At 71.2% G+C, this 26,972-nt stretch carries 21 protein-coding genes; 11 read left to right on the top strand and 10 right to left on the bottom strand.

What is annotated here, in order from left to right:
* Position 1: 1 nt before the first annotated feature.
* Entirely contained in the window at positions 2–871 is an 870-nt protein-coding gene (gene map / locus MUN78_RS07365; protein ID WP_244729722.1) for a type I methionyl aminopeptidase, read from the bottom strand.
* Between the two features lie 52 nt (positions 872–923).
* On the opposite strand from map, the gene MUN78_RS07360 reads away from it, so the two are divergent.
* The 3 genes from MUN78_RS07360 (at position 924) to MUN78_RS07350 (ending at position 5,650) form a co-directional block, all read left to right on the top strand.
* Positions 924–1,127, top strand: coding sequence for a methionine aminopeptidase (locus MUN78_RS07360; protein WP_244729720.1), 204 nt, complete (start codon positions 924–926; stop codon positions 1,125–1,127).
* Positions 1,128–1,245: 118 nt separating this feature from the next.
* Positions 1,246–2,583 carry a type I glutamate--ammonia ligase gene (gene glnA, locus MUN78_RS07355; protein ID WP_244729719.1) on the top strand — a complete coding sequence of 446 codons (1,338 nt, stop codon included), beginning with the start codon at positions 1,246–1,248 and terminating at the stop codon, positions 2,581–2,583.
* 22 nt (positions 2,584–2,605) lie between these two features.
* Complete coding sequence (locus tag MUN78_RS07350) at positions 2,606–5,650, top strand: bifunctional [glutamine synthetase] adenylyltransferase/[glutamine synthetase]-adenylyl-L-tyrosine phosphorylase (RefSeq protein WP_244729717.1); 3,045 nt, start codon at positions 2,606–2,608, stop codon at positions 5,648–5,650.
* 939 nt (positions 5,651–6,589) lie between these two features.
* Here MUN78_RS07350 and glnA (MUN78_RS07345) read toward each other — a convergent pair.
* The 5 genes from glnA (MUN78_RS07345) to lpdA all read right to left on the bottom strand — a co-directional run bounded on the left by glnA (MUN78_RS07345) (position 6,590) and on the right by lpdA (position 13,304).
* A complete protein-coding gene (glnA, locus tag MUN78_RS07345; RefSeq protein ID WP_244693804.1) occupies positions 6,590–8,014 on the bottom strand; it encodes a type I glutamate--ammonia ligase in 1,425 nt (474 codons plus the stop codon).
* Positions 8,015–8,178: 164 nt separating this feature from the next.
* The gene (locus MUN78_RS07340) at positions 8,179–8,607 is read right to left on the bottom strand and encodes an RDD family protein (protein ID WP_244693803.1); all 429 of its coding nucleotides are present in this window, start codon (positions 8,605–8,607) and stop codon (positions 8,179–8,181) included.
* 13 nt (positions 8,608–8,620) lie between these two features.
* On the bottom strand, positions 8,621–9,310 hold the full coding sequence (locus MUN78_RS07335) for a DUF4191 domain-containing protein (RefSeq protein WP_244729715.1): 690 nt from the start codon (positions 9,308–9,310) through the stop codon (positions 8,621–8,623).
* Positions 9,311–10,117: 807 nt separating this feature from the next.
* Complete coding sequence (sucB, locus tag MUN78_RS07330) at positions 10,118–11,890, bottom strand: 2-oxoglutarate dehydrogenase, E2 component, dihydrolipoamide succinyltransferase (RefSeq protein ID WP_244729713.1); 1,773 nt, start codon at positions 11,888–11,890, stop codon at positions 10,118–10,120.
* Positions 11,891–11,930: 40 nt separating this feature from the next.
* The gene (gene lpdA, locus MUN78_RS07325) at positions 11,931–13,304 is read right to left on the bottom strand and encodes a dihydrolipoyl dehydrogenase (RefSeq protein WP_244693800.1); all 1,374 of its coding nucleotides are present in this window, start codon (positions 13,302–13,304) and stop codon (positions 11,931–11,933) included.
* Between the two features lie 219 nt (positions 13,305–13,523).
* On the opposite strand from lpdA, the gene MUN78_RS07320 reads away from it, so the two are divergent.
* Positions 13,524–14,465 carry a proteasome assembly chaperone family protein gene (locus tag MUN78_RS07320; RefSeq protein ID WP_244693799.1) on the top strand — a complete coding sequence of 314 codons (942 nt, stop codon included), beginning with the start codon at positions 13,524–13,526 and terminating at the stop codon, positions 14,463–14,465.
* Between the two features lie 188 nt (positions 14,466–14,653).
* A complete protein-coding gene (locus tag MUN78_RS07315) occupies positions 14,654–15,910 on the top strand; it encodes an RNA polymerase sigma factor (RefSeq protein WP_244693798.1) in 1,257 nt (418 codons plus the stop codon).
* Between the two features lie 110 nt (positions 15,911–16,020).
* Here MUN78_RS07315 and MUN78_RS07310 read toward each other — a convergent pair whose 3' ends face one another.
* Entirely contained in the window at positions 16,021–16,242 is a 222-nt protein-coding gene (locus MUN78_RS07310; protein ID WP_244693797.1) for a DUF7455 domain-containing protein, read from the bottom strand.
* 210 nt (positions 16,243–16,452) lie between these two features.
* Here MUN78_RS07310 and MUN78_RS07305 point away from each other — a divergent pair, with 210 nt between their 5' ends.
* Positions 16,453–18,579, top strand: a complete 2,127-nt coding sequence (locus MUN78_RS07305; RefSeq protein ID WP_244729710.1) for a DNA gyrase/topoisomerase IV subunit B — start codon at positions 16,453–16,455, stop codon at positions 18,577–18,579.
* A 117-nt stretch (positions 18,580–18,696) separates the two neighbouring features.
* Here the strand turns inward: MUN78_RS07305 and MUN78_RS07300 are convergent, their stop codons facing one another.
* Positions 18,697–21,168 carry a DNA gyrase/topoisomerase IV subunit A gene (locus tag MUN78_RS07300; RefSeq protein ID WP_244729707.1) on the bottom strand — a complete coding sequence of 824 codons (2,472 nt, stop codon included), beginning with the start codon at positions 21,166–21,168 and terminating at the stop codon, positions 18,697–18,699.
* 10 nt (positions 21,169–21,178) lie between these two features.
* Here MUN78_RS07300 and MUN78_RS07295 point away from each other — a divergent pair, with 10 nt between their 5' ends.
* Positions 21,179–22,393, top strand: a complete 1,215-nt coding sequence (locus MUN78_RS07295; protein WP_244729705.1) for an alkaline phosphatase family protein — start codon at positions 21,179–21,181, stop codon at positions 22,391–22,393.
* 18 nt (positions 22,394–22,411) lie between these two features.
* On the opposite strand, the gene sepH is transcribed toward MUN78_RS07295, so the two are convergent.
* The gene (gene sepH, locus MUN78_RS07290; protein WP_244729703.1) at positions 22,412–23,641 is read right to left on the bottom strand and encodes a septation protein SepH; all 1,230 of its coding nucleotides are present in this window, start codon (positions 23,639–23,641) and stop codon (positions 22,412–22,414) included.
* A gap of 209 nt (positions 23,642–23,850) precedes the next feature.
* Here sepH and MUN78_RS07285 point away from each other — a divergent pair, with 209 nt between their 5' ends.
* A complete protein-coding gene (locus MUN78_RS07285) occupies positions 23,851–24,141 on the top strand; it encodes a DUF4193 domain-containing protein (protein ID WP_244693793.1) in 291 nt (96 codons plus the stop codon).
* A gap of 174 nt (positions 24,142–24,315) precedes the next feature.
* Here MUN78_RS07285 and MUN78_RS07280 read toward each other — a convergent pair whose 3' ends face one another.
* Complete coding sequence (locus MUN78_RS07280; RefSeq protein ID WP_244729701.1) at positions 24,316–24,813, bottom strand: DUF3093 domain-containing protein; 498 nt, start codon at positions 24,811–24,813, stop codon at positions 24,316–24,318.
* A gap of 68 nt (positions 24,814–24,881) precedes the next feature.
* On the opposite strand from MUN78_RS07280, the gene dut reads away from it, so the two are divergent.
* The 3 genes from dut to MUN78_RS07265 are packed head-to-tail and all read left to right on the top strand — an operon-like array spanning position 24,882 to position 26,932.
* Positions 24,882–25,319, top strand: coding sequence for a dUTP diphosphatase (dut, locus tag MUN78_RS07275; protein WP_244729698.1), 438 nt, complete (start codon positions 24,882–24,884; stop codon positions 25,317–25,319).
* 33 nt (positions 25,320–25,352) lie between these two features.
* Entirely contained in the window at positions 25,353–26,051 is a 699-nt protein-coding gene (locus MUN78_RS07270; protein WP_244693790.1) for a DUF3710 domain-containing protein, read from the top strand.
* On the top strand, positions 26,048–26,932 hold the full coding sequence (locus MUN78_RS07265; protein WP_244729696.1) for a DUF3159 domain-containing protein: 885 nt from the start codon (positions 26,048–26,050) through the stop codon (positions 26,930–26,932). The genes MUN78_RS07270 and MUN78_RS07265 overlap by 4 nt, the downstream gene beginning before the upstream one ends.
* Positions 26,933–26,972 lie beyond the last annotated feature (40 nt).

The following is a 26,972-nucleotide window of genomic DNA, read 5'->3' as shown; positions in this document are numbered from 1 at the left end:
GCTATTCGGAGACGGTGAGCAGCTCGAAGCCGTCGTCGCGGATGACGACCGTGTGCTCGAACTGGGCCGTGACGCTCCGATCGCGCGTCGTGACCGTCCAGCCGTCGTCCCACTGCTCCCACTCGTGGGTGCCGAGCGTGAGCATCGGCTCGACCGTGAACACCATGCCCGGCTTGATCACGTCGGCGTAGGCGGGGGCGGAGTCGTAGTGGGGGATGATGAGCCCCGAATGGAAGGCGGCGCCGACGCCGTGCCCGGTGAAGTCGCGAACGACCCCGTAGCCGAAGCGCTTCGCGTAGGTCTCGATGACCCGCCCGATGACGTTGACCTCTCGCCCCGGGCGCGCCGCGCGGATGCCGCGCATCATGGCCACGCGGGTGCGCTCGACGAGCAGATCGACCTCCTCGCGCACCGCGCCGACGCGGAAGGTGCGGTTGGTGTCGCCGTGGTAGCCGTCGAGGTACGCCGTGACGTCGACGTTCACGATGTCGCCGTCGCGCAGCACGGTGTCGTCCGGGATGCCGTGGCAGATGACCTCGTTGACCGAGGTGCAGGAGGACGCGCGGTACCCGCGGTAGCCGAGGGTCGAGGGGTAGGCTCCGTGCGACACCACGAACTCGTGCGCGATCCGGTCGAGCTCCGCCGTCGTCGCGCCCGGCCGCACCGCCTCCCCGACGGCGTCGAGCGCACGGGACGCGATCCGACCGGCGGCGCGGATCCGGGCGATCTCGTCCTCGGAGTAGGTGTCGTCGCCGGTGTAGGCCTGGGGAGCCGCGAGCCCGACGTAGGGCGGCCGCGCGATCTCCGCCGGCACGCTCCTCGGCTGGGGCAGGCGACCGGGGATGAGATGACCGTGTGCGTCGAAGGGCATGCGTCTAGTCTAGAGTCGAGCGCCCGGGCCGGGCGCGGAGGGGAGCATCGCCGTGAGCAAGCGCGACTGGGGGATCGAGGATCCCGCCGAGACCTACTGGTTCAACACCCGCACCCGCGCCGTCGAGGAGGGGCCGCAGTCGCTCTCCGTCGACCGCCTCGGACCGTTCTCGAGCCGCGAGGAGGCCGCGAGGGCGGAGGAGATCGTCGCGGAGCGGGCCCGCCGGTGGGCGGAGGAGGACGCGGTCGAGGACTGACGCCGACGATGTCGTCCCTGTAACACGAATGTCACGGGCCCGCGATAGTCTGTGACCGGCGGAGCGGCACGCCCGCCGAGCCGTCATGACCGGTCCCGGCCGGGTGAATGGAGCCGATGTGAGCAAGCAGCGCGATTTTGTCCTCCGCACCATCGAGGAGCGCGGAGTCCGGTTCGTGCGGCTGTGGTTCAGCGATGTCTCCGGCACACTCAAATCCGTCGCGCTGGCCCCCGCCGAGGTGGAGAGCGCGTTCAGCGAGGGCATCGGCTTCGACGGATCCGCGATCGAGGGGCTGACCCGCGCCTACGAGTCCGATCTGCTCGCGGTGCCGGATCCCTCGACGTTCCAGCTGCTGCCCTGGCGCAGCCAGCTCGCGCCGACCGCCCGCATGTTCTGCGACATCCGCACGCCGAACGGCGAGCCGGCCGTCGCGGACCCCCGCAACGTGCTCAAGCGCACGCTCGCGCGCGCCGCCGAACTCGGCTTCACCTTCTACACCCACCCCGAGATCGAGTTCTACCTGCTGAAGTCGAAGGAGTTCGGGCAGGAGGGCCCCGTTCCGGTCGACCGCGCCGGGTACTTCGACAACGTGCCCGGCGGCACCGCGCACGACTTCCGCCGGGAGAGCGTCAACATGCTCGAGGAGCTCGGGATCTCCGTCGAGTTCAGCCACCACGAGGCCGGTCCGGGACAGAACGAGATCGACCTGCGCTACGCGGATGCCCTCACCACGGCGGACAACATCATGACGTTCCGCACGGTCGTGAAGGAGGTCGCGATCTCGCAGGGCGTGCACGCCACCTTCATGCCGAAGCCCCTCGCCGGCCAGCCCGGATCGGGAATGCACACCCACCTCTCGCTCCTCGAGGGCGACACGAACGCCTTCTACGATGCCGGGGCCAAGTACCAGATCTCCCAGACCGGGCGCCGCTTCATCGCGGGGCTGCTGCGGCACGCGCCGGAGATCACCGCGGTGACGAATCAGTACATCAACTCCTACAAACGGATGTGGGGCGGGGATGAGGCGCCGTCCTTCGTCAGCTGGGGCCACAACAACCGCTCGGCGCTGGTGCGCGTGCCCATGTACAAGCCGGGCAAGGGCGACGCGGCCCGCGTCGAGTATCGCGGCCTCGACAGCGCGGTGAACCCCTACCTCGGCTACTCGGTGCTCCTCGCCGCCGGGCTCAAGGGCATCCAGGAGGAGTACGAGCTGCCCCCGGAGGCCGAGAACAACGTGTGGGCGCTCAGCGACGGCGAGCGGCGGGCTATGGGCTTCGATGCACTCCCGCAGAGCCTCGATCACGCGCTCGCGGTGATGGAGCGCTCCGAGCTCGTTGCCGAGACGCTCGGCGAGCAGGTGTTCGCCTACTTCATCAGGGACAAGCGCCGCGAGGTCGCGGAGTACCGCAGCCAGGTGACCCCGTACGAGCTGCGCTCGATGCTCGACACCGTCTGAGCGGCGCAGAAGGCCCCGCACAGTGACGGCAGGACCCGAGTTGAAGCTCGCGGCGGTCGCGCGCGCCGGATTCCAGGATCTCTCCGTCGCGCGGCAGGGGATGGCCGAGCTCGCGATCTCGCTGGGGAGCGACGTGGAGCCCCTCATCGAGGCGTTCGCGCTCGCAGCCGATCCCGACGCCGCGCTGCTCCGCATCCGGTATCTCGACGAGACGCATCCGGGGCTGCTCGGCGGGCTCGACGGGAGCTCCGTGCGCCGACTCTGCCTCCTCGTCGGCGCCTCGCCCGCTCTCGGCGACTTCTTCGCCCGCAACCCGGGACGGCTCGGCGAGGTGCTGGAGACCGGCGGTCGCCTCGTCCCGCCGGAAGCGGCGAGCCGGGAACTGCTCGCGACCGTGCGCCGCGGCGGACCGCGAGCCGTCGCCGAGGACGGCTGGACCGCGCTGCGCGTGCGCTATCGGGAGCTCCTCGCGGAGGCCATGCTCTACGATCTGCGCTGCGGGCGCGGCGAGATCGCAGAGGCGCCGGAGGATGCCCCGGAGGCCTTCGAGGCCGTCGCGGCCTGCCTCTCGGGACTCGCCGGCGCCGCGGTGGAGGCGGCGCTCGAACTCGCCGTCTCGACACTCCGCTCGGGCGCCGCGGGTCCGCCGGTGGCCGCGGAGCGGATCGACGCGGTGCGGATCGCCGTCGTCGCCATGGGCAAGTGCGGCGCCGAAGAGCTCAACGTGGTGTCGGACGTCGACGTCGTCTTCATCGCCGAGACCCGCGATCCCGACGTCCTCGACGGCGACGCGCTGCACCGCATCGCGACTCGGCTCGCGAGCGAGACCATGCGCGGCATCCACGATCCCGCGATCGAGCCGCCGCTCTGGCAGCTCGATGCGAACCTCCGGCCGGAGGGACGCCACGGCCCGCTCGTGCGCACCCTCGGTTCCATGCTGGCCTACTACGAGCGCTGGGCGAAGGCGTGGGAGTTCCAGGCACTGCTGAAGGCGCGGCCGCTCGCCGGCGACCTCGACCTGGGGGCCGAATTCGTGGCCCGCACCCGCGATGCCGTCTGGTCCTCGTCGTCCCGGGAGGACTTCGTCGGCTCGGTGCAGCGCATGCGGCAGCGCGTCACCGAGCACATCGCCGACGACGAGCTCGAGGTGCAGCTCAAGCTCGGCCCCGGCGGGCTCCGCGACATCGAGTTCAGCGCTCAGCTGCTGCAGCTCGTGCACGGCCAGTACGACGACTCGATCCATCAGCGGGGCACCCTGCCGGCCCTGCGCGCGCTCGTGGAAGGCGGGTACGTGGCGCGCGGCGACGGCGACCGACTCGCCGCCGACTACCGGCTGCTGCGCGTGCTGGAGCACCGGCTGCAGCTGCGGGAGCTGCGGCGCACCGCCATCATGCCGACCGACGAGGAGGGTCTGCGGGTCCTCGCCCGCGCGAGCGGTCTGGCGGCCACCGGGCCCGCGCTCCTCGCCCTCTGGGAGCGCACGAAGCGAGAGGTGAGGGAGCTCCATCTCAAGATCTTCTACGCGCCGCTCCTGGCGGCCGTCGCAGCGCTGCCCGAGGAGGAGCTCGTCCTCGGCAGCGACGAGGCGCGGGCCCGCCTGCACAGCATCGGCTTCCGCGACCCGGACGGCGCGATGCGCAATCTCGCGGCGCTCACCCGGGGCACCTCGCGACGCGCACGCATCCAGCGCAATCTCATGCCCGTGCTCCTGCAGTGGCTCGCCGAGGGGACCGACCCGGACTACGGTCTGCTCGCCTTCCGCCGCGTGAGCGAGGCGAATCGCGAGACGCCCTGGTATCTGCGCCTGCTCAGGGACGGCGCCGGCGCGGCGGAGCGCCTCACCCGCGTGCTCTCCTGCTCGCGATACGCCGCCGAGCTGCTCGAATCGATCCCGGACGCCGTGGCATGGCTCGAACGCGACGAGACCCTGCGCCCTGTGCCGCTGCAGCCGCTTCTGGAGGAGATGCGATCGATCGCCTCGCGCCGCACGACGGCCGAGGAGGCGGCGACGGCGCTGCGAGCCGTGCACCGCCGCGAAGTACTTCGCCTCGCACTCGGCAGAGTGTGCGGGGTGATCACCGACCGCGACGTCGCCAACGGGCTGGACGCCGCGCACACGGCGCTGCTCGATGCGCTGCTGTCGGCGGTCCGCGGCGAGGCGGCAGCTGCGGACGGCCCGGCGGAGCGCATCGAGCTGGCGCTCATCGGCATGGGTCGCTACGGGGGAGGGGAACTCGGCTTCGCGTCGGACATCGACCTCATCGCGGTGTTCCGCGCGCCCGGGGGTTCCGCTCCCGAGCACGCCTCGCGCGCCGCCGTGCGCACGATCTCGGAGCTGCGCCGACTCGTCTCGGATCCTCGATTCCCCGTCGATCTCGACTTCGATCTGCGCCCGGAGGGGAAGAACGGCCCGCTCGTACGCAGCCTCGACGCCTACCGCGCATACTACGAGCGGTGGTCGGTGACCTGGGAGGCGCAGGCGCTCCTGCGGGCGCGCCCGGTCGCGGGCGATGCCCGGCTCGGACGCGATTTCGTGGCCCTGGCCGACGAGATCCGATACCCGGCGAGCTTCGGCGAGGAGCGCACCCGCGAAGTGCGGCGGATCAAGGCGCGCGTGGAGGCGGAGCGTCTGCCGCAGGGCGCCGCACCCGAGCGGCATCTCAAACTCGGCCCGGGCGGCATTAGCGACGTGGAGTGGCTGCTGCAGCTCATCCAGTTGCGCGAGGGCGCCGCGCATCCGCAGCTGCGCACCGTGTCCACCCTGGCGGTGCTCGACGCCGCGAGCGAACTCGGCCTGCTGGATTCCGAGGAGGCCGAGCAGCTGCGTGAGTCCTGGCGCTTCGCGAGTCGCGCCCGCTCGGCGCTGAAGCTGTGGACCGGGCGCGCCTCCGACTCCCTGCCTGTCGATCGCACCGACCTCGCCGGCATCGCGGCGATCCTCGGCATGCCGACGGACCGCACCTTCGAGCTCGAGGAGCGCTGGTTCGGGGTGTCGCGACGCGCCCGGGCGGTCTTCGAGCGCGAGTTCTTCGGGTATCGAGACGAGGACCGCTTCCCCCGTATCTGAGCGGCGGATCGGCGCGGTCGCGCGGCGGCGTCTCCGGTTCTCGGTCCGTGTTCATGAGCCGGACATGCGGTCGTGGCGAGAAGTTCACGCGGGGGGCTAGCGCAGAACGTTATGCAAGCGTAATCTGATTGTTATGCAATACTTACAGTCATTCCTCGAGGCCTTGCTCGCCGAGGACGGCGCCGAGTTCGAAGACGAACTCGAGTCCTGACCTCGGAGAGCTCCTGAGCCCTCCAGCCGCGCGACGCCGACGTCACGCAGAGTCCCCCTGTGCCATCGCCGCACGACCCCGGGACGGAGCCGTCTGCGGCCGCCTCGCGCCCCACCGCGTGATCGGAGTCCCTGCGAACGGTTCTCAACGGAACGAGAACTCGCGGCCCGTGACGACCGGAACACTGCCGTCGATCGCACCGCCTGCTCATCCACGACGTCATCGGCCGGACGAGCAGACTCAGTCAGGCCCGCGTCGCGTGCCCTGACGGCAACTTCGCCCGGATCGCGGCGAAAGCGGCCGACCACCCACTGGCGACGCCCGCGAACGTCGCACCGGCTGCGGCCATCTGAACCCCAGATGCATCGGCGGCAGCGCACCCGAACCAGACGACTGCAGCACCCGCACCGATGACCGCGACGACGCTGACGACCCGCAATACCAACCGCAACCGCGGATCGCGGTCAACGCCCGCCGTTCCTCTTCGCTGTGTCGATTCCATGGTTCGATTGCACCACATGCGTGACGACCGCACCTCCCCCTGAAGGCGGAGCCCGCCACGGCCACACGAGTCCTCTGCTGGGGCGGCGACGGTCGATGCCCTTCCGCCGGGCGGCCGCACGCCCCGCCGCGAGCACCCCGTCGCCACCCGGACGAACAGGGAAACGCCCCTCACCACAGCATGCGGTGAGGGGCGTTCCGGCAGGATCCTGGTCGCGATCTGCTTCCTACACGCCGTAGTACAGCTCGAACTCGTAGGGGTGCGGGCGGAGCGCCATCGGGGCGATCTCGAGCTCGGTCTTGAGGTCGATCCAGGTCTGGATCAGCTCCTCGGTGAAGACGTCGCCCTCGAGCAGGAACTGGTGGTCGGCGGCCAGCGCGTCGAGCGCCTCCTCGAGCGTGCCGGGCACCTGGGGGATGCTCTTGAGCTCCTCGGGGGGCAGCTCGTAGAGATCCTTGTCGATCGGCTCCATGGGCTCGATCCGGTTGCGGATGCCGTCGAGACCGGCCATGAGCTGCGCCGCGAAGGCGAGATAGGGGTTGCCGGAGGCGTCGGGCGCACGGAACTCGATGCGCTTCGCCTTGGGGTTCGAGCCGGTGAGCGGCACGCGGATCGCGGCGGAGCGGTTGCCGGCCGAGTAGGCGAGGTTCACCGGGGCCTCGTAGCCCTTGACGAGGCGGCGGTAGCTGTTGATGGTCGGATTGGTGAACGCGAGCAGCGCGGGCGCGTGGCGGAGGATGCCGCCGATGTACCAGCGAGCCGTGTCGGAGAGCGCCGCGTAGCCGTTCTCGTCGTAGAAGAGGGGCTCGCCGCCCTTCCAGAGCGACATGTGCGTGTGCATGCCCGATCCGTTGTCGCCGAAGACGGGCTTCGGCATGAAGGTCGCCGTCTTGCCCCAGAGCTCTGCCGTGTTCTTCACGATGTACTTGAACTTCAGCACGTCATCCGCGGCCCGAACGAGCGTGTTGAAGCGGTAGTTGATCTCGGCCTGACCGGGCGCGCCGACCTCGTGGTGCGAGCGCTCGAGCTCGAGGCCCGACTCGATGAGCCGCAGCGAGATGTCGTCGCGCAGATCCGCCTGCTTGTCGACCGGGGAGACCGGGAAGTAGCCGCCCTTGGCCGGAGTCTTATGGGAGAGGTTGCCGCCCTCGTCCTTGCGCGCGGAGGTCCACATGGCCTCCTCGGAGTCGATCTCGTACATCGTGCTCTCGGGCTTCGTCTCGAAGCGCACGGAGTCGAAGATGTAGAACTCCGCCTCGGGAGCGAAGAAGGCCGTGTCGGCGATGCCGGTGGAGGCGAGATAGCGCTCCGCCTTCTTCGCGACCTGACGGGGGTCCTTGGCGTAGATCTCGCCGGTGCGGGGGTTGAAGATGTCGAAGAGGAGCACGAGTGTGCGCTCGGCGCGGAACTGGTCGAGGTACGCCGTCGTCACATCGGGGATGAGCTGCATGTCGGACTCGGCGATCCCCGCGAAGCCGCGGACGGAGGAGCCGTCGAACATCTGCCCGACCTCGAAGAAGTCGAGATCGACGGTCGCCGCCGGGATATTGAAGTGCTGCTGCACACCCGGGAGATCGGTGAACCGGATGTCGACGAACTTGACATCCGTCTCCTTGATGAAGTCGATGACTTCCTGGGGGGTGCTGAACATGCTGCTCCTTATCGGCTGTGCAGGGTTCCGATCGGGGTTCGGGCCCGATCGCGTGGTTCCAGCCTACGCGAAGCGGATTTCAGAAGCGTGAGTCCCGTGTTTCACGGATGTTACGCCGCGGTGGTGCGACACGCTCCCGCCGCGCTCCGTTCATCGTTCCGCGCTCAGCCGCGGATGAGCACCGTGCCCGCGATCTTGTCGTGGAAGCCGCGCTGGTCGGAATCCCATACGAGGACCGGGATCACGAGGCACAGCAGCAGCGTCCGCAGGATCGGACGCCACGGCCCCACCCACCCCCCGGCGATCGGGACGACCCGCAGGCCGCACAGGCGGTGCCCCACCGACCCGCCGATCGTGGGGATGAAGACGATCTGGAGCACCGCGAAGATGAGCAGTGTCAGCCAGGAGGCCTCCGCCCCGCGGGCGAAGAGGCTCGCGAGCAGCAGCGCGCTCGTCCAGTCGATGAAGATCGCGAGGAAGCGCCTGCCGATGCGACCGACGGAGCCCGTGCCCTGCTCCGGGAGCCCCAGCCGCTCACCCGGCCAGACGCTCGGCTCGAGATCGCCGAAGCGCTGCGGCTGCTGCGAAGTCACGATGCGACCGCGATCAACGCGGGCGCTGCGAGCGGACGCGGTTCGGGTCCATCCCCTTGGGGATGCCGATCGGCGCCGCCTGCAGCGAGACGAGCCGGTTGTAGACGGCGGCGACCTCGTTGCGGTTGAGCTTCGGCTTCAGCTTCACGAGCGTCTTGGAGAGCCTGGGCAGCGGCACTCCGTCGCCGTCGGGGCCGACGTAGAGATGCACGACCTCGACATTGCGCAGCGCGCGCTTGATCTTGCGCTCCTCGTCGGCGGCCATGCGCTGGGTGCGGGAGCGGGAGCCCTCGGAGATGAGCACGACGCCGCCGCGGCCGATCACGCGGTACACCGCGTCCTGGTTGCGGTTGATGGCGACGGGCACCTCGGAGCCCCGCCAGGAGCGCCGCAGCGCGCTCTGCACGACCGCGCCGACGGCGCCGGGACGCCCCTCGATCTGCTCGTAGGCCACCTTCTCGGCCCGGCGTCCGAGCACGATCATCACGAGGAGGATACCGACGAGGATGCCGGTGACGGGCCAGACGATCCACCCGAACCAGGCGCCGGAGAGCAGCCAGGCGAGCAGCAACGACACGGCCACAGGGGCGAGGAAGCACAGCAGCAGCGCGAGCGGAAGATTGCGGTCGTGGACCTTCGTCGTCCGGTAGACCTCGACCATCTGCCTGATGCGGCCGTTGCGCTTCGCCTTCTCTGCTGCCATGCCTCTAGGGTACCGTCTCTCCGCGGCGACGGAGACCGCGGCGGGCGGGAGCGGCGGGCGAGAGCCGGGGCCCGGAGCGGGGTGTTCGCTCACAGCTGCGGATCGGGGCGCGTCTGCGGCGTGTTCTCCACATCCGCGCCGCAGTGGCGTCGCGGATGTGGCCGTTGCAGCGCATGCTGGGAGCTACCGGATCGGCCCGCGACCATCGGCCGGGAGAGGGGAGCCGTCATGATCGAGGGCGATGGGCCGCGCATGCACGGGAACCGGAGCGCTGCACCCGCTGCATCCCGTGGCGCCGCACGCGCGGAACCCCGGCCGCCGACGGGCGGCGGTCGCAGAACGCGGCGGCGCGCCACCGGCTCACATGCCCGGGGCGAGGCGGCGCGCCTCGCCGACTGGTTCGCCCGCTGCTGCGCGCTCGGCATCCGTCTGCGGATGCGCGGCGCGTGCGCGGCAGCGGACCGCCGCGAGGCTCGGCATGGTCGCAGCGGTCACGACGCCGGGTGCCGCGTGCTCGGCCTGCAGCGCGCGGGTCTCGCGCGTGCCCTTACGGCGAGCCGGGGGAGCGCGGTCGCCGGCCTCCTGCTCGAAGCGTTCGACGACGTCGTGGCGGAGTTCGATCCCGGTGCCGGGACGGCGGAGGAGGACCTCCGTGCGTCCAGGACCTGGACGCGGCAGGCCGTGACGGACGCGCTGTGCGTGGCGCTGGGGAAGCGGATCTCGTCGGCCCGCGACGACGCCGGGAGAACGCCGCGGGCCGCGGCATCCGATGTCGGATGCCGCGGCCCGTGAGCGCGTCGAGGGATCTCAGATACCGAGATCGGCCGCGAAGTCGCCCTCCTCCAGGCGCTCGCGCACCCGGGTGAGGAAGCGCGCCGCGTCCGCGCCGTCGACGATCCGGTGATCGTAGGACAGTGCGAGATACACGGTCGAGTGCACGGCGATCGCATCCCCGTCGGGGCCGGAGACGACGACCGGCTTCTTCACGACCGCACCCGTGCCGAGGATGGCCACCTGCGGCAGGAAGACGAGCGGTGTGTCGAACAGCGCACCGCGCGAACCGGTGTTGGTGAGGGTGAACGTGCCACCGCTGAGCTCGTCGGGAGTGAGCTTGTTGTCGCGGGTGCGCTGGGCGAGATCCGCGATCTCCCCGGAGATCTGGGCGAGGTTCTTGTCGCCCGCATCGCGCAGCACCGGCGTCAGCAGCCCGCGCTCCGTATCCACCGCGATGCTGATGTTCTCGGTCGCGGGATAGGTGATGGCATCGCCCTCGACCGTCGCGTTGATGATCGGGAAGCTGCGGAGCGCCTCCGCGGCCGCGAGCGCGAAGAACGGCAGGAAGGAGAGCTTCGAGCCGGTCTTCGCGAAGAACTCGTCCTTCTTCGCCTGGCGGAACTGGGCGACGCGGGTCACGTCCACCTCGACCACCGTCGTGAGCTGCGCGGTGCTCTGCAACGACGCGACGGCGCGCTCGGCGATGACCTTGCGCAGCCGGCTCATCTTCTGCGTGGTGCCGCGCAGCTCCGAGACCTCGACCGCACGCGGTGCGCTCGGCGCCGACTCGGCGGACGCGGGCGCGGGCGCGGACGAGGCGGCCGCCTGGACGTCCTCCTTGCGGATGCGCCCGCCGACGCCGGTGCCGGTCACGCCGGCCAGGTCGACGCCGAGATCGCCGGCGAGCTTGCGGACGATCGGGGTGACGTACCCGGCCGCCGATGTCCCCGTCTCCGCAGCAGGGGCGGCCGGGGCGGCTGCGGGAGCCTGAGCGGCGGCCTGAGGCGGGGCAGCAGGAGCGTTCTGCGCGACCGGAGCTGCCGGCTCGGCCGGGGCTTCCGCCGCCGGCTGCGCCGGAGCCGCTGCCGGCGCGGGAGCCGCCGGCGCCTCCTGGGCGGCGGGGGCTGCGGGAGCCGACTCGGCTGCGGCCGGGGGAGCGGCCTGCGGCTCCGGAGATGCGGGCGCGCCGCTGCCGACGCGCGCGAGCGCCCCGCCGACCTCGACCGTCTCGTCCTCCTGGACCAGGATCTCCTGCAGCACGCCGGCGACGGGCGACGGCACCTCGGTATCGACCTTGTCCGTGGAGACCTCGAGCAGGGGCTCGTCGACCTCGACGGCGTCGCCGACGCTCTTCAGCCAGCGGGTCACCGTGCCCTCGGTGATGCTCTCGCCGAGCGAGGGCAGCACGATCTCCTGGCCGTCGCCGGCCGTGGGCGCAGGGGCCTCAGCCGGAGCAGCCGGTGCCTGGGTCTGTGCCGCGGACGCCGGCGCCTCGGCCGGGGCAGCAGGTGCCGCGGCCGGGGCCTGAGCCGCGGGGGCCGCCTCGGCGGGCGCCTCCCCGCCGCCGCTGCCGTCGCCGACGCGCGCGAGAACGGCACCGACCTCGGCGGTCTCGTCCTCCTGCACGAGGATCTCCTCGAGCACCCCGGCGACCGGGGAGGGGATCTCCGTATCGACCTTGTCGGTCGAGACCTCGAGCAGCGGCTCGTCCACCTCGACGGTGTCGCCGACGTTCTTGAGCCAGCGGGTCACCGTCCCCTCGGTCACGCTCTCGCCCAGTGCGGGGAGGACCACCGATTCACTCATGGTGCTTTTCTCCGTTTCGTCGTAACGTCTCGTGCCGCGCTCAGATGGCGTGCAGCGGCTTGCCGGCGAGCTTCAGCATCGTCTCGCCGATGGTCTCGTTCTGCGTGGGGTGGCCGTGTACGAACGGCGCGACGTCCTCCGGGTAGGCCTCCCAGTTGACGATCAGTTGGGCCTCGCCCACCAGCTCGCCCACGCGGGCGCCGATCATGTGCACCCCGACGACCGGGCCGTCGTTCACGCGGACGGCCTTGACCGACCCCGCGGTGCCGAGGATCGAGCTCTTCGCGTTGCCGGCGAGGTTGTACTCGTAGCTGGTGACGTTCGCCTCGCCGTACTGCTCCTTGGCCTTCGCCTCGGTGAGTCCGACGGAGGCGATCTCCGGGTCGCAGTAGGTGATCTTCGGGATGTTCGCATCGGCCACCACGACCGGGTTCAGCCCCGCGATCTCCTCGGCCACGAAGATGCCCTGCTGGTAGCCGCGATGCGCGAGCTGCAGGCCGGGAACGATATCGCCGATCGCGTACACGCCGGGGACGTTCGTCGCCAGTCGCTCATTCGCGAGGACGAAGCCGCGATCCATCTCGACCCCGACCTCCTCGAATCCGAGGCCCTGCGTCGAGGGTCCGCGACCGACGGCGACGAGCAGGTAGTCGGCCTCGACGACGGTGCCGTCCTCGAGGGTCACGGTCACGCTGTCGGCGTCCTGGGTCACGGACTGGAAGCGGACGCCGAGCTTGAAGTCGATCTTGCGCTTGCGGAACGCGCGTTCGAGCTGCTTCGAGACCGACTCCTCCTCGTTCGGCACGAGGTGGGGGAGACCCTCGATGATGGTCACCTCGGCGCCGAAGGACTTCCAGACGCTCGCGAACTCGACGCCGATGACGCCGCCGCCGAGGATCGCGACGCGGCCGGGCACCTCCTCAAGCTCCAGGGCCTGCTCGCTCGTGATGACGCGGCCCGAGATCTCGAGGCCGGGCAGCGAGCGGGAGTAGGACCCCGTGGCGAGCACGACATGCGTGCCCACGATGCGATCCGAGCCGACCTGGACGGTGTTCGCGGCGACGAGCTTGCCCTCGCCCTCGATCACGGTGATCCCGTTCGCCTTCAGGAGCCCCTGGAGCCCCTTGAACTTGCCCGCGACGAGATTCTCCCGGTAGCGGTTCACCTGGGCGATGTCGATGCCGCTCACGCTGGAGCGGACCCCGTAGGTCTCGCCCTCGCGGGCGACGTCCGCCACCTCCGCCGCGTGCAGCAGCGCCTTCGTGGGGACGCAGCCGCGGTGCAGGCAGGTCCCGCCGAGCTTGCCCTTCTCGATGACCGCGGCGCTGAACCCCAACTGCGTCGCGCGAATCGCTGCGGCGTAGCCGGCGCTTCCGCCGCCCAGGACGACGATGTCAAACTGCTGATCGGCCAAGTGGGATCTCCCTCGGTGTTCGCAATATTCGCATGTGGAGGCGCGCGTTCCGCGATGGTCCGCGGACGCACCGATTCCACCCTACACCTGCGTCCGCCGGCGGGCGGGCGGCGCGACGGGCGGCGCGACGCACGGCGCGGGCGCGCTCCGATGCGCCGTTTCGCTGAGGGCGTGACCCCGGCGGCCCCGATCGCGGCACCCGCTCCGTAGGATGGAGGGGTGACGGAATCGATCTTCTCAGCCGAGTACGCGGAGCGCCGCGCACGGGTCCCGCACGGGCTCCCCCTCATCATCGCGATGCAGGGGCTCAGCGACGCCGGAAGCACGATCTCGCAGCTCGACGACTATCTCTGGCAGCACGCCTCCCCGGAGGAGATCCTGCGCTTCAACGCCGATCTGCTCCTCGACTACCGGGCTCGGCGGCCGGTCATCACCTTCGACGAGGACCATCTCGTGGACTACGCGCCCGACGAGCTGCTGCTCAGCCTCGCCCACGACGAGATGGGCGCCCCCTTCCTCGTCCTGAGCGGTTACGAGCCGGACTTCCGCTGGGAGCAGTTCATCGACACGGTGCTGCTGCTCGTCCACGAGTTCGAGGTCTCGATCACCGTCTGGAGCCACGCGATCCCGATGCCCGTGCCGCACACCCGCCCGATCTCGATCACGGTGAGCGGATCGCGCGACGACCTGATCGAGGCCCGCTCGGTGTGGCGACCCACGACGAAGCTCTCGGCGTCCGCGTCGCACGTCATCGAGTACCGGCTGCACGCCCTCGGCGAGGAGGTCGTCGGACTCGCGCTGCTGATCCCGCACTACCTCGCGAACACCGAGTTCCCCGAGGCCCTCGGCACCGCGCTCGAGGGCATCATGGCCGCCACCGGCCTCATCCTCCCTACGGACGATGTCCGGGAGCAGGCGAGGCGCTTCCGTTCTCAGGTCGATGCGCAGATCGCGGAGAACCACGAATCGCTCGAGATGGTGCAGACCCTCGAGCAGCGCTACGACGCCTATATGGAGGATCGCACGCCCCGCTCGCCCCTCATCGGCGAGGACGGCTCGATCCCGACCGCCGACCAGCTCGCGAGCGAACTGGAGCGCTTCCTCGCGGAGCAGCAGCAGCGCGGCCCGTCCGATGAGGATCCGGGGGACTACCGGCTCTGATCACCCGCGCCGCGCGGTGTCGGGAGGGGCTCCGGGATCGTGCAATAATAGGTGCCTAACCCATTCAATCCGTGCAGCATCCCCGTCCGCGGGAATGTTCCGGGCTTGACATGGGTTTTCATGCTGTGAGCACTCATCGAGATTCTTGCTGACGGCTCAGGCGAGACCAGATACAGAGAGGCGGCTGCGTGGCAACTGCATCCACGTCCAAGACTCGTACCACATCCGCGAAAGCGGCGAAGCAGGCTGTCGAGGCCACTGAGGAGGCCGCCGAGGTGATGGACACCGCGACACCCCGGAAGAAGTCCGCGGCGAAGAAGACCGCCGCGAAGAAGACCGGTGCGGGGCGCGCCGGCGCCAAGAAGAAGACCGACCTCGTCGACGAGGCCGCGCTCGAGCCCGACGAGGAGGCCGTGGAGCCCGCCGAGGAGGAGAAGAAGCCCGCCGTCCCCGCTGAGCCCCTGCCCACCGGCGCGATCGTGCTCAAGGCCTCCGACGAGGAGGACGTGCCGACCGTCACCACGGCGATCCCCGGCGCGACCGCCGATCCCGTCAAGGATTACCTCAAGCAGATCGGCAAGGTCGCCCTGCTGAACGCGGCGGAAGAGGTCGAGCTCGCGATGCGCATCGAAGCGGGCCTCTTCGCCGAGGAGAAGCTCGCGACCGAGACGGGTCTCCCGAAGAAGCTCGAGCGCGAGCTGAAGTGGGTCGCCCGCGACGGCCAGCGCGCGAAGAGCCACCTCCTCGGGGCGAACCTGCGACTCGTGGTCTCCCTCGCGAAGCGCTACACGGGGCGCGGCATGCAGTTCCTCGACCTGATCCAGGAGGGCAACCTCGGCCTCATCCGCGCGGTCGAGAAGTTCGACTACACCAAGGGCTTCAAGTTCTCGACCTACGCGACCTGGTGGATCCGGCAGGCGATCACGCGCGCGATGGCCGACCAGGCGCGCACGATCCGCATCCCGGTGCACATGGTCGAGGTCATCAACAAGCTGGCCAGGGTGCAGCGTCAGATGCTCCAGGATCTCGGCCGCGAGCCGACTCCCGAGGAGCTGAGCCGCGAGCTCGACATGACCCCCGAGAAGGTCGTGGAGGTGCAGAAGTACGGCCGCGAGCCCATCTCCCTGCACACGCCCCTCGGCGAGGACGGCGACAGCGAGTTCGGCGACCTCATCGAGGACACCGAGGCCGTCGTCCCGGCGGACGCGGTGGGGTTCACGATGCTGCAGCAGCAGCTGGAGCAGCTGCTCGATTCGCTCTCGGAGCGCGAGGCCGGCGTGATCCGCATGCGCTTCGGGCTCGGCGACGGCATGCCGAAGACCCTCGATCAGATCGGCGACACCTTCGGTGTGACGCGCGAGCGCATCCGCCAGATCGAGTCGAAGACCATGGCGAAGCTGCGACACCCCTCCCGCTCGCAGCAGCTGCGCGACTACCTCGAGTAGACCGGCGCCGCTCCGCCGCGCATCCACGCAAAAGGCGCCGCTCCCGATACTCGGGGGCGGCGCCTTGCTCATGCGCCGGCGCAGTCGACGCCCGAGGGCGCCGCGCGGGCCTACGCGTTCAGTCGGTGGCTCTCGTCGTGCCACACCTCCGCCATGGGGCGGAGCTTCGACTCGTGCTTGTGGGCGTGGTGAGCGCAGAACAGCAGTTCGCTGCCGCCGAGCACCGCACGGACATAGGCCTGCGCCCCGCAGCTGTCGCAGCGGTCGAGCGCGCTGAGCGGGCGATCGGCGGCTTCCACCGCGTCGGCACGATCCTGCTCGAGTGTCGTCATGGCGTCCTCCCGTTCCTCGTTTCCGGATGTTTCCCCTCCATCCAAGCACGAACACCGGGGAATCGGCCCGGCTTCGGCCCCGGTTCGCTGTGCGCGTAGCGCCAGACGCCGATCCGGGGCGCCGCTTCGCCACTCGCCGGGCCGGTGAACGGGCGGTGTCGCCCGACTGCCCTAGGGTAGATGCGTCATCGAAGCAGAGGAGATCCCACCGTGGCATCCGAACGCGCGGCGCAGGCCGCGAACGGCGTCGAGTCCAGCTACTCGGCGCGGCATCTCACCGTGCTCGAGGGCCTCGAAGCGGTGCGCAAGCGACCGGGCATGTACATCGGCACGACCGATTCGCGCGGGCTCATGCACTGCCTCTGGGAGATCATCGACAACTCGGTCGACGAGGCGCTCGCGGGCTACGGCGACGACATCGGCATCATCCTCCACGCCGACGGCAGCGTGACGGTCTCCGACAACGGCCGCGGAGTCCCGGTCGACGTCGAGCCGAAGAGCGGGCTGAGCGGTGTCGAGCTCGTGTACACGAAGCTCCATGCCGGCGGCAAGTTCGGCGGCGGCGGCTACGCCTCCTCGGGCGGCCTCCACGGCGTCGGGGCCTCCGTCGTCAACGCGCTCTCCTCCCGGCTCGACGTCGAGGTCGACCGCGACGGGAAGACCTGGGCGATGTCCTTCCGCCACGGCGAGCCGGGCGTCTTCACGGGCGATGGGCCGGAGAGCCCCTTCACCCCCTTCGAGAACGCCTCGGAGCTGCGCGTGGTGGGCAAGGTGAAGCGGGGCGTGACCGGGACGCGCGTGCGGTACTGGGCGGATCCGCAGATCTTCCTCCCCACGGCCCGATTCGAGCCCGAGTCGCTCGTCGCCCGGGCGCGCCAGACCGCCTTCCTCGTTCCCGGGCTCGCGATCGAGATCACGGACGACCGGCCCGAGTCCGCGGGCGAGGACGGCGGCGCTCCGGTCCACCGCTTCGCCTACGAGGGCGGCCTCTCGGAGTTCGTGGAGTTCCTCGCCGTCGACGCGCCGCTCACGGACACCTGGCGCGTCACCGACGCCGGGACCTTCACGGAGACCGTGCCCGTCATGGACGAGGCGACGGGGCATCTCGTCTCCCGCGAGGTGGAGCGCCGATGCGAGGTGGACGTCGCGATGCGCTGGGGCACCGGCTACGACACCGAGGTGCAGAGCTTCGTGAACATCATCGCGACGCCGAAGGGCGGCACGCATCTCAGCGGTTTCGAACAGGGGCTCACCAAGTTCTTCCGCAAGCAGATCGAGCAGAACGCCCGGAAGCTGAAGGCCGGCAGCGACAAGCCCGACAAGGACGACATCCTCACCGGTCTCACGGCAGTCGTCACCGTGCGCGTGCCCGAACCGCAGTTCGAGGGGCAGACGAAGGAGGTGCTCGGCACGGCGGCGGTGCGCGCGATCGTCTCGCGCGCGATCGTACAGGGGCTCGCCGAGCGCTACGAGTCGACGAAGAAGCACGACAAGACGCAGACCGGGGCGCTGCTCGAGAAGATGGTCTCCGAGATGAAGGCGCGGATCGCGCTGCGCGCCCAGCGCGACACCGCGCGGCGCAAGAGCTCGCTCGAGAGCTCCTCGCTGCCCGCGAAGCTCATCGACTGCCGCTCGAAGAACGTTGCCGAGACCGAGCTCTTCATCGTGGAGGGCGACAGCGCGCTCGGCACCGCCCGGCCGGCGCGCGACAGCGAGTTCCAGGCCCTGCTGCCGATCCGCGGCAAGATCCTCAACGTGCAGAAGGCGTCCGTCGCCGAGATGCTGGGCAACGCGGAGTGCGGGGCCATCATCAAGGTGATCGGCGCGGGATCCGGTCGCGACTTCGACCTCGGGGCCGCGCGCTACGGCAAGGTGATCCTCATGAGCGACGCCGACGTCGACGGCGCGCACATCCGCACGCTGCTGCTGACCCTCTTCTTCCGCTACATGCGGCCGATGCTCGAGGCCGGGCGGGTCTACGCCGCGGTGCCGCCGCTGCACCGCGTCATCGTCCAGAACGCCGGCCGCAAGCCCAACGACGTCATCTACACCTACAGCGAACGGGAGCTGAACGCCCTGCTCGCCGATCTGCGCAAGCGCGGGAAGAAGTACCAGGAACCCATCCAGCGCTACAAGGGCCTCGGCGAGATGGACGCCGACCAGCTCGCGGAGACGACGATGGACCGCGGTCAGCGCGCGCTGCGCCGGGTCCGCGTGGAGGACGCCCACCGGGCGTCGCAGATCTTCGAACTGCTCATGGGCAACGACGTCGCCCCGCGCAAGGAGTTCATCATCGACAATGCGGACGACCTCGATCGCGAGCGCATCGACGCCTGAGCCGGCAGGGCGACGCCTGAACCGGCAGGGCGATGCCCGAGCCCGGGTCGGCCGCGCCCCGATGGGATGGGGAGCCCCGTCCGGGAGGCGCCCGGCCGGGCGCCTCCCGGACGCACGCTACGGCGCGACGCCGATGTAGGCCGCGGAACCGTCGATCGGCTGACCGGAGCCGTCCCGCTTGCCGAGTTCCTCCGGCAGCTTCCGCGCGGTGCCGTCGGCCGCGAGCACACGCGGCTCTCCGACGCCCACCCAGGCGCAGGCGATCTGGTCCTCCCACTTGAGGAAGCGCTGAGCGCGCACCCCGCCGGTCGCGCGGCCCTTCGCGGGGAACTCCGTCCAGTCCGAGACCTTCGCCGTCGCGACATCGGTGCCCGGTAGCGTGATCGAGCTGTCGGCGACGGTCACCACGCGCGCCTCAGCGCCCTCGGGGACCGCCCCGGCGAAGACGACGCGGGCTTCGGCTCCGAGCCGGATGCCCGCCATCCCCGCGGCGGCGCGCCCCTGGGGGCGCACGGAGGCGGCGGGGAAGCGGAGCAGCTGCGCGTCGCTCGTCACCGCGGCGATCTCGCTGTCATCCGGCGCGGGGAAGGCGCCGACGAGCCGGTCGCCCGGCTTGAGCGAGATCACCTCGAAGGCGGGCTTGGCCGGCAGCTCGATGAGCACGGCGCGCTTGACGGTGCCCTGCAGCGTGAAGAGCCCGATCGGGGTCTCCGTCTCGAGCGGCACGAGGCCGACGACGCGCAGCTGCTTGTCGCTGACGCCGATGTAGTCAGCGAGCTTCGCGCCCGCCGAGAACGCGATGCTCGCGGCGGGCACGAGCGGCAGATCGACGGGCGTGAAACGGTGCAGCGTGCCGTCGGAGAGGATCGCGCCGAGCTCGCCGCGGACGGTGCCGTCGACGCGGGCAATCACGGCGCCGTGCTTCGTCGCGCGCGACGCGGAGCGCGGAGCGTCGAGTGCCTCGGGATCGCGGTCGATGCGGAGCGCGCGGCCGGTGGCGGAGAGCAGCACCGTGCAGGGCGTGTCCGCGACCTCGAGCGAGGCGCTCGCGGCGGCGGCGCGCGCGGGGCGGACCACCGCGCCGGTGAGCAGGGTGCGTCGCGGCGTGCCGAACGCCGCGGCCGCGGCGTCCATCTCCTCGGCGACCACGTCCCGCAGCCGCTCATCGCTGCCGAGGATCTCGAGCAGTCGCTCGATCTCCGCCTGGAGCTCGTCGCGCTCGGCCTCCAGCTCCACCCGCGAGAACTTCGTGAGGCGCCTGAGGCGGAGCTCGAGGATGTACTCGGCCTGCGCCTCGGAGAGGTCGAAGACCTGCATGAGCCGCGTGCGCGCCGCCTCGGCGTCATCGCTCGTGCGGATGAGCTGGATCACCTCGTCGATGTCGAGGATCGCGATGAGCAGCCCCTCGACGAGGTGCAGGCGTTCGCGGCGCTTGTTCAGCCGGAACTGCGAGCGCCGGGTGATCACGGAGATGCGGTGGTCGAGGAAGACGCGCAGCATCTCCCGCAGCCCGAGCGTCTGCGGCTGGCCCTGGACCAGCGCGACCGAGTTGATGCTGAAGGAGTCCTCGAGGGGCGTGTAGCGGTACAGCTGCTCGAGCACGGCCTCGGGGGAGAAGCCCGTCTTCAGCGTGATGACGAGGCGGAGGCCGTTCTTGCGGTCGGTGAGGTCGGCGACGTCGGAGATCCCGGAGAGCTTCTTGCCCTCGACGCCCTGCTTGATCTTCTCGATCACGCGCTCAGGCCCGACGAGATACGGCAGTTCGGTCACGATGAGCCCGGTGCGGCGGGGGCCGAGCTGCTCGACGGCGACTTTGGCCCGCGTGCGGAAGGCGCCGCGCCCGGTGCGATAGGCGTCCTTCACGCCGTCGAGCCCGACGATCGTGCCGCCTCCGGGCAGGTCCGGGCCGGGGACGAACTCCATGAGCTCGTCGACCGTGGCCTCGGGGTGCCTGAGCAGGTGCTTCGCCCCGTCGACCACCTCGACGAGGTTGTGCGGGGCGAGGTTCGTCGCCATGCCGACGGCGATGCCGCTCGCGCCGTTGACGATCAGGTTCGGCACCGCCGACGGCAGCACCTCCGGCTGCATGATCTGATTGTCGTAGTTCGGCACGAAATCGACGACGTCCTCGTCGAGCGCCTCCGTCATCGCGAGCGCCGCGCCGGCGAGGCGCGCCTCGGTGTACCGCGAGGCCGCGGGACCGTCGTCCAGCGAGCCGAAGTTGCCGTGTCCGTCCACGAGCGGCAGCCGCATGGCGAAGCCCTGCGCGAGGCGCACGAGCGCGTCGTAGATCGACGAGTCGCCGTGCGGGTGCAGCTTGCCCATGACCTCGCCGACGACGCGGGCGGACTTCACGTGCCCCTTCTCGGGCCGCAGGCCCATGTCCTGCATCATGAAGAGGATGCGGCGCTGCACGGGCTTCAGGCCGTCGCGGGCGTCGGGAAGGGCGCGGGAGTAGATCACCGAGTAGGCGTACTCGAGGAACGAGCCCTCCATCTCCTGCGAGATGTCGATGTCTTCGATGCGCTCGTCCGCGGTCTCGTGCGGAGCCCGATCGGACGCGGAGGGGGCGCTGCGGGATTCGGTCATAATGGATGTCATGCTACCGACAGCCTCCGACAACGGCGCGAGGCTTGCCGCGATTCTGCCAAGCGGGATCGCGGCCGTCGCGGCCGGCCTCGGCGGCGCGGCGCCCGAGCTCGTGGCCGACGCCGTCGGAGCCCGCGCGGATGCCGCGAAACTCCCGCCGCTGCGCGCCTTCGTGCTCGTCGTCGTCGACGGGCTCGGGCATGCGAACCTGCAGGCGAGCGCCGGGCACGCCCCGACGCTCGCCCGCCTGCAGCGCCGGCGCATCGAGACCGTCGCCCCGTCCACCACGGGCGCCGCGCTCACCACCCTCACGACCGGCGCTCTGCCGGGGGAGCACGGGCTCGTGGGGTACCGGATCCGGCACCCGGAGCTCGGGCTCGTCTCGACGCTGAAGGACTGGGCCGGCATCTCCGACCGTCGCGCCTGGCAGCGCGTCGAGCCGCTGTTCGGCCTCGCGCGGCGGATCGGCGTGCGGCCCGTGGCGATCGGCCGTCCCGCGCACGCCGTCGGCGGACTCACGGAGGCGATCCTCACCGGAGCGGACTACGTGCCCGGGCAGCGCATCGAGGATCGCTTCGCGGCCGCGTCCGCCCTGCTGCGCGAGGGCGAGGCCGCCGTGGTCTATCTCTACGTCGACGAACTCGACAAGGCCGCCCACGCCTCGGGATGGCGGAGCGAGGCCTGGCTGCGCGGGCTCGAGCAGTTCGACGGCGCCCTCGCGGGCTTCCTCCGCGGGCTTCCGGGCGGGGTCGGAGTCGCGGTGACCGCGGACCACGGCATCGTCGATGTCGCCGAGCATCAGCAGCGCTTCCTCGATGCGGATCCGGAGCGCTTCGCCCGCGTGGCCCTCGTCGGCGGCGAACCCCGCCTGCGCTCGCTCTACCTCGCCGACGACGTCGACCCCGAGGCCGAGGCGCGCGCCTGGGCGGCCGCAGAGGGGCCTCGGGCATGGGTGGCCACGCGCGCCGAGGCCGTCGCGTCGGGCTGGTTCGGACCGGTCGCGCCCGAGGTCGCCCCGCGTCTGGGCGACGTGCTCATCGCCGCCCGGAAGCAGCTCGCGTACTACACGGCGGCCGATTCCGCCGAGGCCCGCGCCATGATCGGTCAGCACGGCGCCTTCAGCGAGGAGGAGCGCGGCGTGCCCCTCGCGATCGCGGGGGCGCTCGACGGCACGGGCTTCGCGTCGGCCGTCGCCGGGCTCGCGGCGGCGCGCGGCGCGCGCTGAGGCGCCCGGCCGGCCGGGCTACGCGGGATCCTCGTCGCTGCGGGTGCCGAAGAGAATGTCGTCCCAGCTCGGGATCGAAGCGCGACCCTTCTTCGCGGCGCGCTCGGGGCTCGGGGCCGCCTGCCCCCGCTCCGCATCGCCGGGCTCGGGCGCCGCGGCGACGGGGGCGGGCGGCGCGGGCGCCGCTTCGACGCTGCGCTCCCGGGAGACTCCGGCGCCCTGCCAGATGCTGCGCGGTGCGGCCGGGGTCGAGGCCTCGGGAGGGCCGGCATCCGGATCCGGCGGCGCGGCTTCGGATGCCTCGCCGGCGGCCGCGGGGGACCCTGTGACGGCGTCGGTCTCCGAAGCGGCGGTCGTCTGCTGCGCACCGCGACTGCGATCGCGCTCGCCGCGCCGCTTGCGGAGCGCGTCCAGCAGGTCGGCCGTCTGGCTCAGGTCCTCCGGCTCGTGCTCCACGGTCTTGATCGCCCGCTGATCGATCTCCCGCCGCCGCGCGTACTCGGCCTGAGGGTCGACGGGCTCGGCCTGAACCTCGGGCTCCGCCTCGGGCGACGCAACCGGCGCGGAGTCCACGGCCGCTGGATCGCCCGCGTCTCCGCGCTGGATCGGCAGCTGCGAGGTGTCGAACGCTCCGGAGTCGAAGCGCCCGGTCTCGCTCGCGTTGTCGACGGCGCGGAGCTTCGGGATGAGCCGGTCGCCCACGTCGCCCTGCTTCGAGAGGCTGACCGCGTCCGAGTTCACGGGGGAGAGCGCGCTCTTGCGGTGCTCGAACGCCCAGATCGCCTGATGCGCGACGTCGTGGGAGATGAACTCCAGGCTGATCATCCAGCCCGTCTCCTCGTCCTTCCACGATGACCACTCGCTCGTATCGGCGCCGAGCGCGATGAGGCGCTCGGCGATGACCGCCCCGAAGCGCTGATCCTCGTCCGCCTCCGCGTCGGTGCGCACCGGCACGGCATGCGCGCGCTCGAGGATGTAGCGGCGCTCGGCGAGCACCGGCTCCTCGTAGCGCTCGATGTCCGCCTCCTCGAGCCCCGTCGCCTCGGCGACCTGCGCGCGGCTCTTGCCCGCGCGGATGAGGGCCTGGATCTCGCGCGGGCGGACCTTCGACGCGTCCCGCTCGCGCCGGCTCAGGTGGCGCAGCTCGCTCAGCACGGCGTCGTCGACGACGAGGCGGTGCTCTTCGCCCGCGTCGTCCGCCACGATCAGCGACAGATCCTCGCGTCGCACAAAGCGCAATTCGTCCATCGGCGCATCCCCTTCCGGTTCGCGACCCAGGCTGCCACAGCCCGGGCGGACTCGGCGGCATTGACGCGGCGCGTGCCGGTATTCCCGCGACGCGCGTACGCGCTCAGAGAACTCGCGGGCGAAGAGTTTGCGTCGAGGCTGCATCGTGAGGCAGACTATGGCCGCTCGCAGGTTGAGGTGCCGCCCACGGCACGGGAATGCAGGAGAGAATGGCCACCGATTACGACGCCCCGCGCAAATCCGAAGAAGACGCCGAGTCCATCGAGGCGTTGAAGGAGCGGGGCCCAGCGAAGGGCGCATCCGGGATCGACTCCGAGGATGCGGACAACCCGAGCTTCGATCTCGGCGGCTCCGACCTCTCCGACGTGGAGCTCGACGTCGTCGTGCTCCCGCAGCAGGACGACGAGTTCACCTGCGTCAGCTGCTTCCTGGTGCGCCACCGCTCGCAGATCGACCACGAGACCGATCTCGGGCCGATCTGCCGCGAGTGCGCCGCCTGACGCCGCGCACCGCGCACGTCGCCGAGAGGCCCGGTCGGATCCCCGACCGGGCCTCTCGGCGTTCCATCGCGCGTCGAGCCGCCGCGGGACGCCGCGGCGTCCTGCGGACCGGACGCTCGGTCAGGCCTGGACGCTCGGTCAGGCCCGGACGCTCGGTCAGGCCCGGCCGCTCGGTCAGGCCGGGCCGGGCGCGTCCCGGTCCTCGGCGCGCGCGGCTTCGATCGCCTCGGCGAGCTTCTGCGGGTGCCGCGTCGTGATGATCCACTGCGGGGCGGGATCCGCCGGGTCGATGTTCTCGATGCTCACCCCGCGATGGATCCACCCGCGCACGAGCAGATAGCTCCGCGCATCGAGCCCGGGGCCGATCGCTCGGCGCAGCTCTGCGGCTCCGAGCAGCTCGATCCGCCCGAGCTGGGAGACGGGGATCGCGGCGCGCCCGGCGACGAGCCGGCCCCCCTCGACGCTCACCGTCGGGCTGAGCAGCAGCAGGGTGACGGCCGTGATGAGATAGACCACGATCCCCGTGGGCAGGGCGATGCTCGCCTCGATGGCGAAGAGCACGAGCGTCACCGCGGGGATGAGCAGCAGCGTGGCGATGAAGATGCCGGGCCCCGGCACCAGCCGCTCCCGATACCGCCGCGCCGTCTGGTCCTGAGCCGTTCCACCCGTCATGCGCCCATTATCCCAGCTCGTCCCGGTGCGCCCGCCGAGCGCCGAGGTCCATCCGCTACGCTGTCCGGGTGACCGATGTCGTTGAGATCCCCATCCGAGCCGAGCTCCCGCCGAACTACGCGCATGCGGACGACGCCGGGGCCGACCTCCGCGCGGCGGAGTCCGCGGTGCTCGCCCCCGGCGGCCGCGCGCTCATCGGCACGGGCGTGTCGATCGCGCTCCCGGAGGGCTACGCCGCGTTCGTGGTGCCGCGGAGCGGACTCGCGGCGAAGCACGGCATCACGGTGCTCAATGCGCCGGGGACGGTCGACGCCGGCTACCGCGGCGAGATCAAGGTGACGCTGCTGAACACGGACCAGGAGCACGAGTTCCGGGTCGAGGTCGGCGATCGCATCGCGCAGGTGGTCTTCACCCCCGTCTCGCGCGCGGTGTTCGCGCCCGTGGCGGAGCTGCCCGACAGCGAGCGCGGTGCCAAAGGGTTCGGATCGACGGGCGTGCGCGGCTAGCCGCCGCCCGAGCTGCAGAAGGAGAGCGAAGCGATGAGCAAGGAACAGGAAGCCGCCGGCGCCGAGGAGGACGCCCGGCGCCCCGACGACGCCCTGGAGGTGCGCGAGGCCGCCGACGCGGAGCCCGACGAATCGAAGTCGGCGCCGGAGGACCGGGCGGAGTCGGGACCGTTCGACGCGAGCGAGGTGCCCTCGATGCGCCCCTACGTCGACCTCGGCGGCGTCAAGGTCGCTCCCCGCGAGGGACTGCAGCTGCGGCTCGAGGTCGACGAGCGCGCGAACCGCGTGGTCGCCGTGTCGCTCGAGTACGCGGAGTCCCTGCTGCAGGTGCAGGCGTTCGCCGCCCCCAAGACGACGGGGCTGTGGCACCGCGTCCGCGGCGAGCTCGTGCAGCAGTTCTCCGCGCAGGGCGCGGCGGTCACCGAGGAGGACGGAGCCCTCGGGCCCGAGCTCGTCGTCGTCAGCCAGGCCCCGGCGGAGCAGGGCGGCGGCACGCGCACGGTCCGCTTCGTCGCGGTCGACGGCCCGCGCTGGATGGTCCGCGGCGTCGTGATGGGCAAGGCGGCGGTCGACGCCGCGGCCCGGGAGCGCGTCATCGACCTCTTCCGCGAGCTCGTCGTCGTGCGCGGCGAGCAGCCGATGCCCCCGAGCGAGCTGCTGCCGCTCCGCGTCCCGGCCGGTGTCCAGGCCCAGCGTCAGGGCGCGCCCGCCCCGGACGCGCAGCAGGCGTGACCGGGGGAGCGGCTGGGTCCGATCCCGAGCAGGAGCCGGGAGCATCCGGGCCCGTACCCGATCAGGAGCCGGGAGCGGATGCGCAGCCGGATCGCGCGGCGGCCCCCGACGGGGCTCCCGCGGCCGACGCCGCCGTCGGAGATCGCGCCGCGCGCGTCGAGGCGCTCGCGCAGAGCGCGCTCGGATCCGGCATGGCGAGGGCCGTGCACGCCGGCGCGAGCGGCGAGGCGCTGAGCGGGGCGAGCGTGCTCGCCGCCATCGGCGGCTGGCGGGGCATCGCCGAGACCGTCGTCCCCGGCCTGCTCTTCCTCATCCTCTTCATCATCACGCAGGACGCCAGACTGTCCGCACTCATCCCCGGCGGGCTCGCCGTGCTCCTCGTGCTCCTGCGGCTCGTCCGGCGCGAGCCGCTCGTCTCGGCCATCTCCGGCATGCTCGGCGTCGGCATCGCCGTGCTCATCACCCTGGTCACGGGACGGGGGGTCGACTACTACCTCTCGGGCTTCGTCATCAACGCCGTCTACGCCGTCGGCATCCTCGTCTCGATCCTCGTCGGGTGGCCGCTTCTCGGCTTCGTCGTCGGCCTGCTCCGAGGCGAACTCACGGGCTGGCGCAGGGACCCGCGGGCGCGCCGCACGGCGCTGCTCGTCACGCTGCTCTGGCTCGCCCTCTTCGTGGCGCGCCTCGCCGTCCAGCTCCCCCTCTACCTCGCCGACCGGGTCGAAGCGCTCGGCATCGCGCGCCTCGTGATGGGCACCCCGCTCTTCGCGCTCGTGATCGTGCTGACCTGGGTGATCGCGCGACGAGGCGCCGGGTCATCATCAGATGATTTGCGGGACGGAACCGTTGAAAACACTGGGCAAAACGCCCCGGAGCGGTGACCCTCGACGCCTCCGATTCGGTGTAGAATTATCTCGACAT

Origin of the sequence: Leucobacter allii, from assembly GCF_022919155.1 — a bacterium.
Classification (GTDB): Bacteria; Actinomycetota; Actinomycetes; order Actinomycetales; family Microbacteriaceae; genus Leucobacter; species Leucobacter allii.
This window is presented reverse-complemented; position numbering and strand designations above follow the sequence as displayed.